This window comes from Kitasatospora sp. NPDC051914, assembly GCF_040680995.1.
In the GTDB taxonomy this organism is placed as follows: Bacteria; Actinomycetota; Actinomycetes; order Streptomycetales; family Streptomycetaceae; genus Kitasatospora.
This window is the reverse complement of the sequence record NZ_JBFAXX010000108.1, coordinates 1-15,778: the sequence shown is the minus strand read 5'-3', so window position 1 is coordinate 15,778 and position 15,778 is coordinate 1. Positions and strand designations below refer to the sequence as shown.

General features: G+C 72.9%; 15 protein-coding genes. 11 read left to right on the top strand and 4 right to left on the bottom strand.

Annotation, left to right across the window (positions count from 1 at the left end; translation table 11 throughout):
* Positions 1-122: 122 nt before the first annotated feature.
* The 7 genes from AB0M03_RS37780 (at position 123) to AB0M03_RS37750 (ending at position 6,182) form a co-directional block, all read left to right on the top strand.
* Complete coding sequence (locus tag AB0M03_RS37780) at positions 123-284, top strand: putative leader peptide (protein WP_363500718.1); 162 nt, start codon at positions 123-125, stop codon at positions 282-284.
* 270 nt (positions 285-554) lie between these two features.
* The gene (locus tag AB0M03_RS37775) at positions 555-1,616 is read left to right on the top strand and encodes an ABC transporter substrate-binding protein (protein ID WP_363500715.1); all 1,062 of its coding nucleotides are present in this window, start codon (positions 555-557) and stop codon (positions 1,614-1,616) included.
* A 4-nt stretch (positions 1,617-1,620) separates the two neighbouring features.
* A complete protein-coding gene (locus AB0M03_RS37770; protein WP_363500712.1) occupies positions 1,621-2,427 on the top strand; it encodes an ABC transporter ATP-binding protein in 807 nt (268 codons plus the stop codon).
* A complete protein-coding gene (locus tag AB0M03_RS37765; protein ID WP_363500709.1) occupies positions 2,424-3,308 on the top strand; it encodes an ABC transporter permease in 885 nt (294 codons plus the stop codon). The genes AB0M03_RS37770 and AB0M03_RS37765 overlap by 4 nt, the downstream gene beginning before the upstream one ends.
* Position 3,309: 1 nt before the next feature.
* Positions 3,310-4,884: an FAD-binding protein gene (locus AB0M03_RS37760; RefSeq protein WP_363500706.1), complete on the top strand. Its 1,575-nt coding sequence runs from the start codon at positions 3,310-3,312 to the stop codon at positions 4,882-4,884.
* A gap of 36 nt (positions 4,885-4,920) precedes the next feature.
* Positions 4,921-5,259 (top strand): ferredoxin family protein, encoded by a 339-nt coding sequence (locus AB0M03_RS37755; RefSeq protein ID WP_363500703.1) that lies wholly within the window; start codon positions 4,921-4,923, stop codon positions 5,257-5,259.
* A 35-nt stretch (positions 5,260-5,294) separates the two neighbouring features.
* Positions 5,295-6,182 carry a TauD/TfdA family dioxygenase gene (locus AB0M03_RS37750; RefSeq protein ID WP_363500700.1) on the top strand — a complete coding sequence of 296 codons (888 nt, stop codon included), beginning with the start codon at positions 5,295-5,297 and terminating at the stop codon, positions 6,180-6,182.
* Between the two features lie 178 nt (positions 6,183-6,360).
* Here the strand turns inward: AB0M03_RS37750 and AB0M03_RS37745 are convergent, their stop codons facing one another.
* Positions 6,361-7,692: an LLM class flavin-dependent oxidoreductase gene (locus AB0M03_RS37745; RefSeq protein WP_363500697.1), complete on the bottom strand. Its 1,332-nt coding sequence runs from the start codon at positions 7,690-7,692 to the stop codon at positions 6,361-6,363.
* Positions 7,693-7,838: 146 nt separating this feature from the next.
* Entirely contained in the window at positions 7,839-9,041 is a 1,203-nt protein-coding gene (locus tag AB0M03_RS37740; RefSeq protein ID WP_363500694.1) for an ROK family protein, read from the bottom strand.
* A gap of 149 nt (positions 9,042-9,190) precedes the next feature.
* Between AB0M03_RS37740 and AB0M03_RS37735 the strand changes: the two genes are divergently transcribed.
* A complete protein-coding gene (locus AB0M03_RS37735) occupies positions 9,191-9,601 on the top strand; it encodes an OB-fold nucleic acid binding domain-containing protein (RefSeq protein WP_363500691.1) in 411 nt (136 codons plus the stop codon).
* Positions 9,598-10,344 carry a DUF3159 domain-containing protein gene (locus AB0M03_RS37730; RefSeq protein WP_363500688.1) on the top strand — a complete coding sequence of 249 codons (747 nt, stop codon included), beginning with the start codon at positions 9,598-9,600 and terminating at the stop codon, positions 10,342-10,344. The genes AB0M03_RS37735 and AB0M03_RS37730 overlap by 4 nt, the downstream gene beginning before the upstream one ends.
* 54 nt (positions 10,345-10,398) lie before the next feature.
* On the opposite strand, the gene AB0M03_RS37725 is transcribed toward AB0M03_RS37730, so the two are convergent.
* Together AB0M03_RS37725 and AB0M03_RS37720 are read right to left on the bottom strand one after the other, a co-directional pair.
* The gene (locus AB0M03_RS37725; RefSeq protein ID WP_363500685.1) at positions 10,399-11,070 is read right to left on the bottom strand and encodes a TrkA family potassium uptake protein; all 672 of its coding nucleotides are present in this window, start codon (positions 11,068-11,070) and stop codon (positions 10,399-10,401) included.
* Positions 11,070-11,738: a TrkA family potassium uptake protein gene (locus AB0M03_RS37720; RefSeq protein WP_363500683.1), complete on the bottom strand. Its 669-nt coding sequence runs from the start codon at positions 11,736-11,738 to the stop codon at positions 11,070-11,072. The genes AB0M03_RS37725 and AB0M03_RS37720 overlap by 1 nt, the downstream gene beginning before the upstream one ends.
* Positions 11,739-11,985: 247 nt before the next feature.
* Here AB0M03_RS37720 and AB0M03_RS37715 point away from each other — a divergent pair, with 247 nt between their 5' ends.
* A complete protein-coding gene (locus tag AB0M03_RS37715) occupies positions 11,986-14,037 on the top strand; it encodes an APC family permease (RefSeq protein ID WP_363500680.1) in 2,052 nt (683 codons plus the stop codon).
* Between the two features lie 296 nt (positions 14,038-14,333).
* On the top strand, positions 14,334-15,716 hold the full coding sequence (locus AB0M03_RS37710; RefSeq protein ID WP_363500721.1) for a TRAM domain-containing protein: 1,383 nt from the start codon (positions 14,334-14,336) through the stop codon (positions 15,714-15,716).
* Positions 15,717-15,778 lie beyond the last annotated feature (62 nt).

The window sequence follows — 15,778 nt, the reverse complement described above, 5'->3', positions numbered from 1 at the left end:
CTGCAGGGGGGACCCTGTGGGAGAGTAGGACGCCGCCGAACAATCATTCAGAGAAGCCCCCTCCCCTTCGGGAGGGGGCTTCTCGCATTTCCGGGCCCAGCTCGGCCGGGCCGTCCCCGTGTGTGTCGGCGGCACGACAGGTTTCTTGCGAGCCTGGAACATTCGTTGACCCGGGTCCGGCCGGCTGGAACGCTGAGAGCGTGAGTCAAGCCGAGAGCCTCGTAGGCCGCCTGCACGTCGATCTTCGACGGCACGCGAGCGCCATCTGTGCTGCCTGCCACTGACAGGCAGCCCCGCACCGCGCCGTGACGGCGCACCGCCTCGCTGTCCTCACCCGAGCTCTCACGGCGCCCTGCCGCATCTGAGCTCGCCTCTCGCACCCGCCCGCCAGGCCCCTCGTGCCGGCCGTGGGCGTTCACTCCACTCTCCCTGCGTCGCCGTTCCCCGCTGACGGGCCGGCGCACGCCGTCCCCGGCTGCTGCCGTGACGGCGTGGCGCCGTGCTGCCGGTCGCCGGGGCACGGTGTGCCGCCCTTCTCGCAAAGGATCTCCACCATGCCCGCCGTTGCCTCCTCCCGCCGCCAGTTCCTCGCGCTCGCCGCCGTGGGGGTCGCCGCTGCCGCATGCGGCCGGGCCACCGCGTCAGCCGGTGCCAAGACCGAGACGAAGAAGCTCAGATACCAGGGCTGGGCGGGGCAGGTGACACTGCCCGAACTCGCCGAGGAACTCGGCTACTTCGGCGATGTGAAGCTCGAGTGGGTCGGCAACACGATCAGCGGGCCGCAAGACATCCAGTCGGCGGCGACCGGCCAGATCGACTTCGGCGGCGCGTTCAACGGCGCGGTCGTGAAGCTCATCGCGGCCGGCGCCCCGGTGAAGGCGGTGATCAGCTACTACGGAGTCGACGAGGCCGCGTACAACGGCTTCTACGTGCGGGAGGACAGCCCGATCCGCTCGGCCAGGGACCTGCTCGGCAAGAAGGTCGGGATGAACACCCTGGGCGCGCACAGCGAGGCGATCCTCGACATCTACCTGCAGCGCAACGGCCTCTCGAAGGCGGAGATCGCGAAGGTCGAGCCGATCGTGGTGCCGCCGGTCAACACCGATCAGTCCCTGCGCCAGCGGCAGATCGAGGTCGGCGTGCTGGGCGGCGTGCTGCGGGACAAGGCCCTGGCCTCCGGTGGCATCCGCCCGCTGTTCACCGACTACGACCTGCTCGGCCGGTTCAGCGCCGGCACGTACGTGGTCACCAACCGCTTCCTCAAGGAGAACCCGAACACCGCGCGGACCTTCGTCACGGGTGTCGCCAAGGCCATCGAGTGGACCAGGACCACCCCGCGCGAGGAGGTCATCGCCCGCAGCATCGAGATCGTCAAGAAGCGCGGCCGCAACGAGGACACCGCCGCACTGAAGTACTGGAAGTCGGCGGGCGTCGCGGAGACCGGCGGCCGGATCACCGACGAGGAGTTCAAGCTCTGGATCGACTGGCTGGTCGAGCACGGCGACATCAAGGCCGGCCAGTTGAAGCCGGGCGACCTCTACACCAACGAGTTCAACGGCTACACCGCCTCCGCGGCGGCAGCCGGCACCCCGAGCCCCTCCCCGAGCAGGAGCTGAACCGATGAGCGCCGACATCTCCTTCCGTTCCGTCAGCAAGGCGTTCCGCGTCCGCGGCGGCGGTGAGTTCACCGCCGTCGACCGGGTCGACCTCGACATCGCCGCCGGTGAGTTCGCGGTGCTCGTCGGGCCGAGCGGCTGCGGCAAGTCGACGCTGCTCGACCTGCTCGGCGGCCTCACCGCGCCGACCTCCGGCGAGATCCTGCTGAACGGCAAGCCGGTCGACGGGCCAGGGCCGGACCGCTCCACCGTCTTCCAGCAGTACGCGCTGCTGCCCTGGCGCACCGCACAGGGCAACGTCGAGTTCGGCCTCGAGTCCATCGGTGTGCCGAGGCGCCAACGGGCAGCCCGCGCAAGGGAGTACCTCGCCCTGGTCGGCCTGCAGGGCTTCGAGGACCGCCACCCGCACGAGCTGTCGGGCGGCATGAAGCAGCGGGTGGCGATCGCCCGCAGCCTCGCCTACGACCCGGAAGTGCTGCTGATGGACGAGCCGTTCGCGGCACTCGACGCACAGACCCGGGAGTCGCTGCAGGACGAGCTGCTGCGGATCTGGCAGCAGACCGCGAAGACCGTCGTCTTCATCACCCACGGCATCGAGGAGGCGGTCTACCTCGGCGGGCGGGTGGCCGTGCTCACCTCCCGTCCCGGGCGGGTCAAGCAGGTCGTCCCGATCGACCTCGGCGACCGCACCGCCGCCCAGGACCTGCGCTCCAGCCCGGAGTTCGCCCGGTACCGGCACGAGATCTGGAGCCTGCTGCACGACGAGGTCAGCCGGGCCCAGCAGTTGGAGAGAGAGGTCAGCGCCGTATGAGCACCGACGTCCGTCCGTCCGCCCCGCCCGTCCTCACCAAACCCCGGCCGCCGGCCGCGGTGACCCCCGCCGCGGCGAAGCCGGCCGGCCCGGCAGCGCGCCGCCCGTCCCGGCTGCCCCGCCTGCTGAGCAGCGCGCTGACCAAGAGCGTGGCGATCGTCGCCCTGCTCGCGGTCTGGGAGACCGCACCGCGGCTGCAGCTCGTCGACCCGACCTTCCTGCCGCCGTTCAGCGAGGTCGTGGACGCCTGGTTCGGCCTGCTCGACAGCGGCCAGCTCGCCACCAACACCCAGGCCAGCCTGACCCGTTCGCTCAGCGGCTTCGGCCTCTCGGTGGCGATCGGGGTGCCGCTCGGCCTGCTGATCGGCTGGTACCGGCCGATCGCCGACCTGCTCAGCCCGATGCTGGAGCTCTTCCGCAACACGGCCGCGCTCGCGCTGCTGCCGGTGTTCGTGCTGATCCTCGGCATCGGGGAGACGTCCAAGATCTCCATCGTGCTGTACGCGTGCATCTGGCCCGTACTGCTGAACACCATCAGCGCCGTCCGCACCGTCGATCCGACCCTGCTGCGGTTGGCCCGGTCGCTCAACCTCTCGCCGTTCCGGCTGTTCCAGAAGGTGATCCTGCCGGCGTCCGTGCCGACCGTGTTCACCGGCATCCGGCTCGCCGGGGCCGTCTCCATCCTCGTCCTGGTCGCCGCCGAGATGGTCGGTGCCAAGGCCGGGCTCGGCTACCTGATCAACGCCTCGCAGTTCAACTTCGCGATCCCGCAGATGTACGCGGGCATCGTCACCATCTCCGTCATCGGTGTCGCCTTCAACCAGCTGCTGGTCGCCCTGGAGCGCAGGTTCACCGCCTGGCGCGCCCCGGTGGGGCGCTGAGATGGGCGCGCCGACGGAGGAACTCACCGCGGACGTCCTGGTGGTGGGCGGCGGACCGGCCGCCACCTGGGCCGCCCTGGAGGCCGCCCGGGCCGGCGCGGACGTCGTCCTCGCCGACAAGGGCTACTGCGGCACCAGCGGCGCTACCGCCGCCGGCGGCACCGGAGTCTGGTACGTGCAGCCCGAACCCGCCGCCCGCGAGGCCGCGATGGCCAGCCGGGAGGGGCTCGGCGGGTACCTCGCCGACCGCGGCTGGATGGCCCGCGTCCTCGACCGGACCTACGCCAACATCAACGAGCTTGCGGAGACGGGGAGTTACCCCTTCCCGACCGCGCCGGACGGACGGCAGCTGCGCAACGGGCTGCAGGGCCCCGAGTACATGCGGCGGATGCGCATCCGCACCCGCCGGGCCGGGGTGCGCATCCTCGACCACAGCCCGGTCACCGAACTCCTCACCGCCGCCGACGGATCGGTGGCCGGAGCGGCCGGACACCGGCGGCAGGCCGGCCACCCGTACCGGGTGCGGGCCGGCGCCGTCGTCCTCGCCACCGGCGGCTGCGCCTTCCTCAGCGGCGCGCTCGGCACCGACACCGACACCGGCGACGGCGCCCTGTACGCGGCCGAGGTCGGCGCGGAGCTCTCCGGCATGGAGTTCTCCAACGCGTACGGCATCGCGCCCGAGCACACCTCCGTCACCAAGACCGCCTTCTACTCCTTCGCCACCTTCTACCGGGAGGACGGCAGCGTGCTGGAGGGCGCCGCCAGCCAGGGCGGCCGTTCGGTGATCGCCCGGGAACTGCTCGGCGCCAAGGTGTACTGCACCCTCGACCGGGCCGACCCGGCGGCACAGCAGGCGATGCGGCTCGCCCAGCCGAACTTCTTCCTCACCTTCGACCGGCTCGGCATCGACCCGTTCACCGAGCGGTTCGCCGTCACCCTGCTCGCCGAGGGCACCGTCCGCGGCACCGGCGGCATCCGGATCGCCGGCGAGGACTGCCGCACCACCGTGCCCGGCCTGTACGCGGCGGGCGACGCCGCCACCCGCGAACTGATCTGCGGCGGCTTCACCGGCGGCGGCAGCCACAACGCCGCCTGGGCGATGTCCTCCGGCAGCTGGGCCGGACGCGGCGCCGCACAGTACGCCCTCGGGCTCGGCGGCCGGGCCCGCACCCGGACGGTGCGGGCCGCCGGCGGAGCGGGGCTGCGGCCGACCGGCCGGGGCGGCGCCGACCACCGCGAGGTGATCGCCGCCGTACAGGGCGAGGTGCTGCCGTACGAGAAGAACTACCTGCGGCACGGCGACACCCTCACCGGGGCGCTGCGGGTGCTCGACGACACCTGGCGGCAGCTGCGCCACGGCCTGCACGGCGAGGGCCGGGACGCGATCCGGGCCCGGCAGGCCGCCGCGCTCGCCGCCAACGCCCGCTGGATGTACCGCTCGGCGCTCGCCCGCACCGAGAGCCGCGGCATGGCCCGCCGCCTGGACTTCCCCGACCGGGACCCGGCCCAGCACCACCGGATCGCCACCGGCGGCCTGGACGAGGTCTGGACCCGCCCCCTGAAGGAGCCCGCGTGAGAGCCCGCGAGAAGGAGACCCCGTGAAGGAGCCACCGTGATCGAACTCGTCTCCGCCGCCCGTTGCATCGCCTGCGACAAGTGCATCAGGGTCTGTCCGACCGACGTCTTCGACCGCGGCCCGGACGGCATCCCCGTGATCGCCCGGCAGAGCGACTGCCAGACCTGCTTCCAGTGCGAGGCCAACTGCCCGGTCGACGCCCTGTACGTCGACCCGCGCACCCATCCGCAGGACCGCCCGCACGACGAGCACCAACTCGCCGGAGCCGGCCTGCTCGGCAGCTACCGGGCCCGCATCGGCTGGGGCCACGGCCGCACACCGGGCGCACTCCGCGCCATCGGCCCGGCCCTCGGCACCGCACCCATCACCTCCTGAACTCCCTTACGGACCACCAGAGAAGGAGCACTCCCGTGACCGCATTCGAGCTCCACAAGGTCGGCGGCCGCATCGGCGCCGAGATCACCGGCCTCGACCTCGCCCAGCCGCTCGGCGAGGAGACCGTCGCCGCGCTCAACGACGCGCTGGTCGCCCACAAGGCCCTGTTCTTCCGCGGACAGCACCTCGACGACGAGGGCCAGACCCGCTTCGCCGCCCACTTCGGCCCGCTCACCACCGCCCACCCGACGGTGCCCGCGCTCGACGGGCAGCCCAACGTCCTCGCCGTGGACAGCGAGGACGGCGGCCGCGCCAACCAGTGGCACACCGACGTGACCTTCGTCCGCACCCCGCCGAAGGCGTCCACGCTGCGCAGCCTGGTCGTCCCGCCCTACGGCGGCAACACCCTGATCGCCAACGCCCAGACCGCCTACCGCGACCTGCCGGAGCAGCTGCGGGAGTTCGCCGACCGGCTGTGGGCGGTGCACACCAACGACTACGACTACGCGCAGGGCAAGGAGCCGGACGACGCGGAGGCCGAGCGCCGCCGGGTCTTCACCTCCCGCACCTACCGGACGGCCCACCCGGTCGTCCGGGTCCACCCGGAGAGCGGCGAACGGGGCCTGTTCGTCGGCGGGTTCGCCGAGCGGATCCTGGGCCTGCCGAGCGGCGCCTCGCTCGACCTGCTGCGCACCCTGCAGTCGTACGTGACCCGGCCGGAGAACGTGGTGCGCTGGCGCTGGTCGGTGGGCGACGTGGTGCTGTTCGACAACCGCTCGACCCAGCACTACGCGCCGGACGACTACGACGACCTGCCGCGCCGCCTGCACCGCGTCACCGTCGCCGGCGACGTGCCGGTCGGCATCAGCGGCGAGCCCAGCTACATCATCGAGGGCGACGACGCCGCGCACTACACCGGCTGAGCCGTACCCCGGCCACCGCACCGGCCGCGCCGCAGGGCACCCGCCCTCGGCGCGGCCGTCGGCGTGCACGGCGTCCCCCACGGCGGTGGCGCAGGCGCAGCCGTCCCGCCGGACGTGCGAGGGGGTGCAGCAGTCGGTGACTGCTGCGCCCCGGATGCGAGTGCGGGTACGGGTGCCGTCAGGCGGCGGTCGACCAGCGGCCGGCCGGCCGCGGCAGCCCGTAGTGCTCGCGCAGGGTGCGGCCGGTGTAGCCCTCCCGGAAGAGGCCGCGCTTGCGCAGGATCGGCAGCACCTGCTCGACGAAGTCGGTCAGCCCGGCCGGGAGGATCGGCGGCATCACGTTGAAGCCGTCCGCGGCGCCCTCGGTGAACCAGGTCTCGATGTGGTCGGCGATCTGCTCGGGCGTGCCGACGACGACCTGGTGGCCGCGGCCGCCGCCGAGCCGGCCGATCAGCTGCCGGAGCGTCAGGCCGTCCCGCACGGCGAGGTCGCGCACCAGCTCGAAGCGGCTCTTGGCGCCGTTGATCTCGGTGACCGGCGGCAGCGGCGGCAGCGGGGCGTCCAGCGGGTGGTCGGTGAGGTCGACGCCGAGGACGCCGGAGAGCACCGAGACGGCCTGGGCGGGGCTGATCAGGCCGTCCAGCTCCTCGTCCAGGCGGCGGGCCTCGGCCTCGGAGGAGCCGATCACCGGCACCACCCCGGGCAGGATCTTCACCTGCCGCGGGTCGCGGCCCGCGGCGGCGGCCTGCCGCTTGAGGTCGCCGTAGAAGGCCTGCCCCTCGGCGAGGGTCTGCTGCGCGGTGAACACCGCCTCGGCCCACCGGGCGGCGAAGGCGCGCCCGCTGCCGGAGGACCCGGCCTGCACCAGCAGCGGGTGCCCCTGCGGGCTGCGCGGGATGTTCAGCGGGCCGCGGACGCGGAAGTGCGCGCCGGCGTGGTCGATCTCGTGCACCCGCTCCGGGTCGGCGAAGGCGCCGCTGGAGCGGTCCAGCAGCAGCGCGCCGTCCTCCCAGCTGTCCCAGAGCGCGGTGACGACGTCCAGGAACTCGGCCGCCCGCTCGTAGCGCACGGCGTGTTCCTGGTTGGCGCTGCGCCCGAAGTTCTGCGCGGCCCGGTCGCCGGCCGAGGTGACGATGTTCCAGCCGGCCCGGCCGCGGCTGATGTGGTCGAGCGAGGCGAACTGCCGGGCCAGGTTGTACGGCTCGGAGAAGCCGGTGGAGACGGTGCCGATCAGGCCGATCCGCTCGGTCACCACGGCCAGCGCGGTGAGCAGGGTGAACGGCTCGAAGTGGCTGATCAGGCCCCAGCCGCCGTCGGAGCGGGCCTCCACGCCGTCGGCGAGGAACACCGAGTCGAAGGAGGCCGCCTCGGCCTGCCGGGCGAGGTTCTGGAAGTGCGTGACGTCGGCGGCCTGCGCCGGGTCCGTACGGGGGTGGCGCCAGGCGGCCTCGTGGTGGCCGACGCCCATCAGGAAGAGGTTGAAGTGCAGCTGGCGGTCGTTCTCGGGCATGGCGGAGGGCTCCGGCTCGGAGGAGGGAAGAGGGGTCCCTGCCATCCTCCGGGCCGCCCTGCGGCCGGACAACGATTCGCCGGCCCGGCGGAATTAATGCGGCGTTGACCGCCCGTTCGCACCGGTGCGCCCCGGCTGCGCGGCGCTCAGGACGCCCGGGCGGTGCGCAGTTCCATCGGCCGCCGGTAGGCGCTGTCGAGGACGCCGGCGCAGGCCGCGACGGCCAGGATGTCCAGGCCGAAGGAGCCCGCCGTGACCAGCTGCCCCGGCTCCGGCCGGGCGTGCGCGAGCACCTGCCGGTGCAGCACGTCCGCGAGGTGCGGGGAGACGGCCGTCCCGGCCTCGCTGACCACCAGCACCTCCGGGTTGAGGACGTCCAGGAGCAGGGCGGCGGCGGGTGCGACCAGCCGCAGCCGTTCCTCGAAGAGTTCCAGTGCCGCGGTGTGCCCGGCGGCGGCCCGGGCGAGCAGCAGGTCGAGGTCGGGCTGCGGGACGACGCCCTGCCGGTGGGCGCGGCGTACCAGGGTGCGGTCGGAGACGGTGGCCTGGAGGCAGCCGGTCCGGCCGCAGGGGCACCGCTCGGCGGAGCCGGGCACCGGGAGGTGGCCGATGTCCCCGGCGCGGGAGCGCCGGCCCTGGAGGACGCCGCCGCCGGTGGCGATGGCGGCGTCGACGACGTTGCCGACGAAGAGCTGCACCAGTTCGGTGCTGTCCCGGCCGGCGCCGAACAGCAGCTCGGCCCTGGCGAGGGCGCGGGCGTGGCCGTCGACGTGGACGGGGAGGCGGGTCGCGCCGGAGAGCAGGTCGCGGACGGGGACGTCGTGCCAGCCGAGCGGGCCGTGCTCGACGACGACGCCGCGCTCGGAGTCCACCCAGCCGCCGGTGACCACGCCCACGCCGAGCAGCGACCTGCCGGCGGCGCGGCGGGCGGTGAAGGAGGGCAGGTGGCCGCGGACCGCCCGCAGGACGTCGGCGGCGCCGCCCTGCCGCGGGATGCGTTCGTGGGCGACGACCCGGCCGCGCAGGTCGAGCAGGGCGAAGGTCAGCCAGGGCACGCCGATGTGCACGCCGCAGGCGAGGTGGTGGCGGGTGTCGATGTCCAGCGGCAGCCGGGGGCGGCCGGCCCGGGGCGGTCCGTCCGGTGGTGGGAGTTCGCGCAGCAGGCCGAGGGCGATGAGGTCGGCGGTGTGCCGGGAGACGGCGGCCGGGCTGAGGCCGGTGGCCCGGCCGACCGCGGGGCGGGTCATCGCACCGCCCGCCAGGACCTTGCGCAGCACGGCGCCGGCGCCGCCGCCCTCGGCCGGCTGCGCGGTTCGTCCGAACGTGGGGGAGGCGACCAGGGAGAGCATGCGGTCGATGGTCCCAGCGGGGTGTTGCGCGGGCGTGGCGGCGGCGTGAAGCAGCCGCCCGCGCCGTCCGCGCCTCAGGCGGGCCGCGACGGGCTGCGGTGACCTGCTGCCCTGCCACCGGGGGCCTCCCAACCGGTAGCCTTTCCGACATGAGTGGTGACATCCGCAGCGACCAGCCGCAGGGCCGTTTCCGGCGCATGCTCAACCGGCTGACCTCCTCGACCGAGGAGCTCGAGGCCGAGGAGCTGCGCCAGGACACCGCCGAGTCGGGATGCACCCCGATCGCCAGCTGCGGGGACCGCGAAGTGGTCACCGTGGCCGGGACCCTGCGCACCGTGACGCTCCGCCCGCGGGCGGGCGTGCCGGCCCTGGAGGCCGAACTCTTCGACGGCAGCGACGCGCTGGACGTGGTCTGGCTGGGCCGCCGCTCGATCGTGGGCATAGAACCGGGCCGGCGGCTCATCGCCTCCGGCCGGATCAGCCATGCACGCGGGCGCCGCGTGCTGTTCAACCCCCGCTACGAGCTGCGTCCGGTCGGACACGGGAGCGAATCAGCGTGAGCAACCTTCCCGGCGGCGAGCCCGCCGCCCGCACAGCCGACCTGCCCACCGGGTTCGAGCCGGCCGTGGCGCACGACCCGGAGCCGCAGCCCGGCACGCCGGCGCACGACGAGGCCGCCTCCAAGGAGGCCGCCGAGACGGTGATCAAGGCCTTCGGCGGCATCCGCGGCATGATCGACATGACGCTGCCGGGTCTGGTCTTCATCGTCGCCTTCAACCTGACCCACCACGTCGCCACCGCGGCGTGGTCGGCGCTCGGCCTGAGCGCGCTGTTCGTGGTGGTCCGGCTGGCCAAGCGGGAGACCATCCAGCACGCGTTCAGCGGCGTGTTCGGTGTCGCGATCGGCGCCTGGATCTCGATGAAGACCGGCAAGGCGGAGAACTTCTACCTGCCGGGCCTGCTCTACAACGTGGGCTACTGCGTGGCGCTGGCCGTCTCGGCACTGGTCCGCTGGCCGCTGATCGGTGTGATGCTCGGCCCGATCACCGGCGAGATGTTCACCTGGCGCACCCAGAACCCGGGCCGGCTCGCCGCGTACACCAAGGCCACCTGGGCCTGGGTCCTGATCATGGGCATCAAGCCGCTGATCCTCTTCCCGCTGTACTTCACCGGGAACGTCAACCTGCTGGGCTGGCTGAAGGTCGCGCTCGGCATCCCGCCGATGCTGCTGGCGATGTACGTGACCTGGCAGATCCTGCTGAAGGCGCCGCCGCCGATCAAGGTGCAGACGGACACGGAGTGACGAGAAGGGGCCGCACCCGCCGGGTACGGCCCCTTCTCCGTGCAGTGCGCGCCGCTACTGGGCGCCGGAGCCCGCCGAGAGCAGGTTCTCCAGCTCCTCCTCGCGCTCCTGGGCGGCCACGAACAGCAGCTCGTCGCCGGCCTCCAGGGTGTCGTTCTTGCCCGGCACCAGCACCCGGCCCTCGCGGATGATCGTCACCAGGGCGGTGTCGACCGGCCAGGGCACGTCCGCGACGCGGGTGCCGACCAGCTCGGTGTCGGCGGCGAGGGTCAGCTCGACCAGGTTGGCGTTGCCCTGGCTGAAGCGCATCAGCCGGACGAGGTCGCCGACGCTGACGGCCTCCTCGACCAGCGCCGACATCAGGCGCGGCGTGGAGACGGCCACGTCCACGCCCCAGGACTCGTTGAAGAGCCACTCGTTCTTCGGGTTGTTGACCCGGGCGACCACCCGCGGCACGCCGTACTCGGTCTTCGCGAGCAGCGAGACGACCAGGTTGACCTTGTCGTCGCCGGTGGCCGCGATGACCACGTGGCAGCGCTGCAGGGCCGCCTCGTCCAGCGAGGTGATCTCGCAGGCGTCGGCCAGCAGCCACTCGGCCATCGGCACGCGCTCGACCGAGATCGAGTTGGGGTTCTTGTCGATGAGGAGGACGTCGTGGCCGTTCTCCAGCAGCTCGCCCGCGATCGAGCGGCCGACCGCACCGGCTCCGGCAATGGCGACTCGCATCAGTGACCACCCTCCTCGGGGCCCTTCGCGAACGCGGCCTCGACCGCGTCCAGCTCGGTCCGGTGCAGGGTGACGTGCACCAGGTCGCCCTCCTGGAGGACCATGCCCGGCGACGGCAGCACGCCCTCGCCGAGCCGGGTGAGGAAGGCCACCCGCGCCCCGGCGGCTTCCTCCAGCGCACTCAGCTTGTGCCCGACCCAGGCCGGCGCGTACGCGACCTCGGCGAGCTGGATGCGGCCGCTCGGGTCCTGCCAGAGCGGCTCGGCGCCGCTCGGCAGCAGTCGGCGCAGCATCTGGTCGGCCGTCCAGCGGACGGTGGCGACGGTCGGGATGCCCAGACGCTGGTAGACCTCGGCGCGGCGGGGGTCGTAGATCCGGGCGGCGACGTGCTCGACGCCGAAGTTCTCGCGGGCGACCCTGGCCGCGATGATGTTGGAGTTGTCACCGCTGGAGACGGCGGCGAACGCGCCCGCCTCCTCGATGCCCGCCTCGCGCAGGGTGTCCTGGTCGAAGCCGACACCGGTCACCCGGCGGCCGTTGAAACCGGCGCCGAGCCGGCGGAAGGCGGTCGGGTCCTGGTCCACCACGGCCACCGAATGGCCCTGTTTCTCGAGCGCTCTCGCGAGGGCCGAGCCCACGCGTCCGCAACCCATGATGACGATGTGCACGGGACGCTACCTCACCCTGTCCGTTGGGGCCATGACCTGCGCAAACACCGCTCATCATCCTTCCGCACCCCGCTTTCGGGGGTGAATTGTCGTCGGTGCCTTCAACCTCTGCACCCCGGGCAACCAGGGTGTTGCCCGCAAAGTCTTCATCCGACACGCTAGCCGGTTCACCGAACACAGTCTCGACGGAGGGGGCACCGGTCGTCGGAGCAACTGTCGACAGCCCCTACGATTCCTTGATGTGCCTATGCCTGCCGATCTTCCGAAACGCATCCTGATCGGGCGAGCGCTCCGCAGCGACAAGCTGGGGGAGACGCTCCTGCCCAAGCGGATCGCGCTGCCCGTGTTCGCCTCGGACGCGCTGTCCTCCGTCGCCTACGCCCCCGAGGAGATCCTCCTCACGCTGTCCATCGCCGGGGCGTCCGCGATCCACTTCTCCTGGCAGATCGGCGTCGTCGTCGCCATCGTGATGCTCGCGGTGGTCGCCTCGTACCGGCAGAACGTGCACGCCTACCCCAGCGGCGGCGGCGACTACGAGGTCGCCACCGTCAACCACGGCCCCAACTCCGGTCTGGTCGTGGCGAGCGCCCTGCTCGTCGACTACGTGCTCACCGTCGCCGTGTCGACCACCTCCGGCGTCGCCAACGTGGTCTCCGCGGTACCCGCCCTGCGCGGCCACGAGCTGCCGCTGTCGATCCTCGTGGTCATCCTGCTCATGGGCATGAACCTGCGCGGCGTCCGGGAGTCCGGCAGTGCCTTCGCCGTCCCCACCTACGCCTTCATGGTCGGTGTGATGGGCATGGTGGCCTGGGGTGCGATCCGCTCCGCCCTCGGCCAGGACATGAACGCCGAGAGCGCCGGCTTCCACCTGGAGGCCACCCCCGGCAACGACTCGCTGGCCGGCTTCGCGATGGTCTTCCTGCTGCTGAAGGCCTTCTCCTCCGGCTGTGCCGCGCTCACCGGTGTCGAGGCCATCTCCAACGGCGTCCCGGCCTTCCGCAAGCCGAAGAGCAAGAACGCCGCCACCACCCTGCTGATGATGGCCTCCGTCGCCGTCGTGATGTTCATGGGCATCATCTGGCTGGCCCGCCTCACCCACGTGCAGATGGCCGAGGACCCGGCCGAGCAGCTCGTCGGATCCGGCCCCGACTACCATCAGAAGACCGCGCTGGCGCAGATCAGCGAGGCCGTCTTCTCCAACTTCACGCCCGGCTTCTACTTCGTCGCCGCCGTGACCGGCCTGATCCTGGTGCTCGCCGCCAACACCGCCTTCAACGGCTTCCCGGTGCTCGGCTCGATCCTCGCCCAGGACCGCTACCTGCCCCGCCAGCTGCACACCCGCGGCGACCGCCTGGCCTTCTCCAACGGCATCATCCTGCTGGCCGGCGTGGCGATCCTCTTCATCATCGCCTTCGACGCCGACCCGACCCGGCTGATCCAGCTCTACATCGTCGGCGTCTTCGTCTCGTTCAACATGAGCCAGTCCGGCATGATCCGGCACTGGACGCGCCTGCTGCGCACCGAGACCGACCCGAAGAAGCGCTCGCACATGCAGCGCAGCCGGGCCATCAACACCTTCGGCCTGGTGATGACCATGGCCGTGCTGATCGTCGTCCTCGCCACCAAGATCAGCCACGCCTGGATCGCCATCGCGACCATGGTCGTGCTGTTCGTGATGATGAAGGCCATCCGCCGCCACTACGAGCGGGTCTCCGCCGAGCTGGTCGCCGCCGAGGAGCCCGAGGACGTCGCCCCGCCCACCCGGGTGCACGCCATCGTCCTGGTCTCCAAGCTGCACAAGCCCGCGTTGCGCGCCCTCGCGTACGCCCGCCTCGCGCGGGCGCACACCCTGGAGGCCGTCACCGTCAACGTCGACCCGGCCGACACCGAGGCGCTGCGCAAGGACTGGGACGCCCGCGGCATCGAGGTGCCGCTGAAGGTCCTCGACTCGCCGTTCCGCGAGATCACCGGCCCCGTCCTCGACTACGTCAAGAACCTGCGCCGCAGCAGCCCGCGCGACGTCGTCTCCGTCTACATCCCGGAGTACGTCGTCGGCCACTGGTACGAGCACCTGCTGCACAACCAGAGCGCCCTGCGCCTCAAGGGCCGACTGCTGTTCAAGCCCGGCGTCATGGTGACGTCCGTACCCTGGCAGTTGGAGTCCTCCGAGCGCCGCAAGCCGCAGAAGGCCTGGTCCGCCCCCGGCGCCGTCCGGCGCGGCGAGCCCAGGCACCAGGGTGCGCGGGCGTTCGACACCTCCGACACCGCACAGACCGGCAGCAAGGACGGATCGCCGTGACCCGCAACAACCCGCCCCGACGTTCCGGCGCCGCCGGCAAGGCCGGCCGCTCCGGCGCCCGTCCGGGGCAGGTGGCCCACCCGCGCTGGAGCAACCGGTCCGCCCGGCCGGCCGCCACCGACCGCGAGGGCTACACCGCCCAGACCGCGCCCAAGGCGCCAGCCGAGCCCACCCCCGCCTCCGAGGAGCGCGACCGGGACCGCGGCGCCGCACAGGCGCAGCCGGCCCGTCCGAAGGGAGCCAAGGGCGCGAAGGGGCAGCGGCCGCGCAAGCAGACCGTCCGCCCGCCGAAGGCGCTGCGCACCGCCGAGGACCGGCCCAAGGCCCAGCCGAAGGCCCCGACCGGCGACCCGCTGGTCGGCGAGCGGTACGAGGTCGAGGTCGGCCCGGTCGCGCACGGCGGCGGGCACTGCGTCGCCCGGCACGAGGGCCGGGTGCTGTTCGTCCGGCACACCCTGCCCGGCGAGCGCGTGATCGCCGAGATCACCGAGGGCACCACCACCTCCCGCTTCCTGCGGGCGGACGCGGTGGAGGTCCTGGAGCCCGCCAAGGAGCGGATCGCCGCGCCCTGCCCGTTCTCCGGGCCCGGCAAGTGCGGCGGCTGCGACTGGCAGCACGTCACCCCCGGCGGCCAGCGCAAGCTCAAGGCGCAGGTGCTGACCGAGCAGCTCGCCAAGCTCGCCGGCCTCACCCCCGCCGAGGCCGGCTGGGACGGCTCGGTGGAGCCCGTCGGCGGCAAGCTGCCGGCCGGCGAGGTGCCCGCCTGGCGCACCCGCGTCCAGTACACCGTCGACCCGGAGACCGGGCGGGCCGGGCTGCGCAAGCACCGCTCGCACGACGTCCAGCCGATCGACCGCTGCCTGATCGCGGCCGAGGGCGTCGCCGAGCTCGGCGTCGAGTCGCGCGACTGGCCCGGGGTGGCCTCCGTCGAGGCGGTCGCCGCGACCGGCTCCTCGGACCGTCAGGTGATCCTCCGCCCGCGGGACGGCGCCCAGCTGCCGCTGGTGGAGCTGGACCGGCCGGTGTCCATCTCCCGGGTGGACGAGCAGGGCCTGTTCCACCGGGTGCACGGCCGCACCTTCGTCCGCGAGCGTGCCGCCGAGCGCACCTGGCGGGTCTCCGAGGGCGGCTTCTGGCAGATCCACCCGCTCGCCCCGGACACCCTGGTCGACGCGGTGCTGGAGGGCCTGGACCCGCAGTGGGGCGAGATGGCGCTCGACCTGTACTGCGGCGTCGGCCTGTTCGCCGGCGCGCTCGCCGACCGGGTCGGCGAGGACGGCGCGGTGCTCGGCATCGAGTCGTCCAAGCAGGCCGTGGTCGACGCCCGGCACAACCTGGCCGAGCTGGAGAACGTCCGGATCGAGTGCGACCGGGTGGAGACCCTGCTGCCGCGCACCGGCATCACCTCCACCGACCTCGTCGTGCTCGACCCGCCGCGGGCCGGGGCCGGCCGCGAGACCGTCGCGCACCTGGTCGGCCTGGAGGCCCGCCGCATCGCGTACGTCGCCTGCGACCCGGCCGCGCTCGCGCGGGACCTGGCGTTCTTCCGCGAGGGCGGCTACCGGCCGGTCTCGCTGCGGGCCTTCGACCTGTTCCCGATGACCCATCACTTCGAGTGCGTGGCGATCCTGGAGCCGGTCGGCGACGGCTTCGGCGGGGACGGCCCCGCGGGCGAGTAGCGCCCCGGCGGGTCGGCACCGCCCCGATCGGCGGGGGCCGGGGGTGGCTCCCGTTGCCGCCC

Excerpts from the sequence above, each read along its gene's own strand:
- AB0M03_RS37775 (WP_363500715.1), top strand. The coding sequence starts at position 555 with ATGCCCGCCGTTGCCTCCTCCCGCCGCCAGTTCCTCGCGCTCGCCGCC.
- AB0M03_RS37770 (WP_363500712.1), top strand. The coding sequence starts at position 1,621 with ATGAGCGCCGACATCTCCTTCCGTTCCGTCAGCAAGGCGTTCCGCGTC.
- AB0M03_RS37765 (WP_363500709.1), top strand. The coding sequence starts at position 2,424 with ATGAGCACCGACGTCCGTCCGTCCGCCCCGCCCGTCCTCACCAAACCC.
- AB0M03_RS37760 (WP_363500706.1), top strand. The coding sequence starts at position 3,310 with ATGGGCGCGCCGACGGAGGAACTCACCGCGGACGTCCTGGTGGTGGGC.
- AB0M03_RS37745 (WP_363500697.1), bottom strand. The coding sequence starts at position 7,692 with ATGCCCGAGAACGACCGCCAGCTGCACTTCAACCTCTTCCTGATGGGC.
- AB0M03_RS37740 (WP_363500694.1), bottom strand. The coding sequence starts at position 9,041 with ATGCTCTCCCTGGTCGCCTCCCCCACGTTCGGACGAACCGCGCAGCCG.
- AB0M03_RS37735 (WP_363500691.1), top strand. The coding sequence starts at position 9,191 with ATGAGTGGTGACATCCGCAGCGACCAGCCGCAGGGCCGTTTCCGGCGC.
- AB0M03_RS37725 (WP_363500685.1), bottom strand. The coding sequence starts at position 11,070 with ATGCGAGTCGCCATTGCCGGAGCCGGTGCGGTCGGCCGCTCGATCGCG.
- AB0M03_RS37715 (WP_363500680.1), top strand. The coding sequence starts at position 11,986 with ATGCCTGCCGATCTTCCGAAACGCATCCTGATCGGGCGAGCGCTCCGC.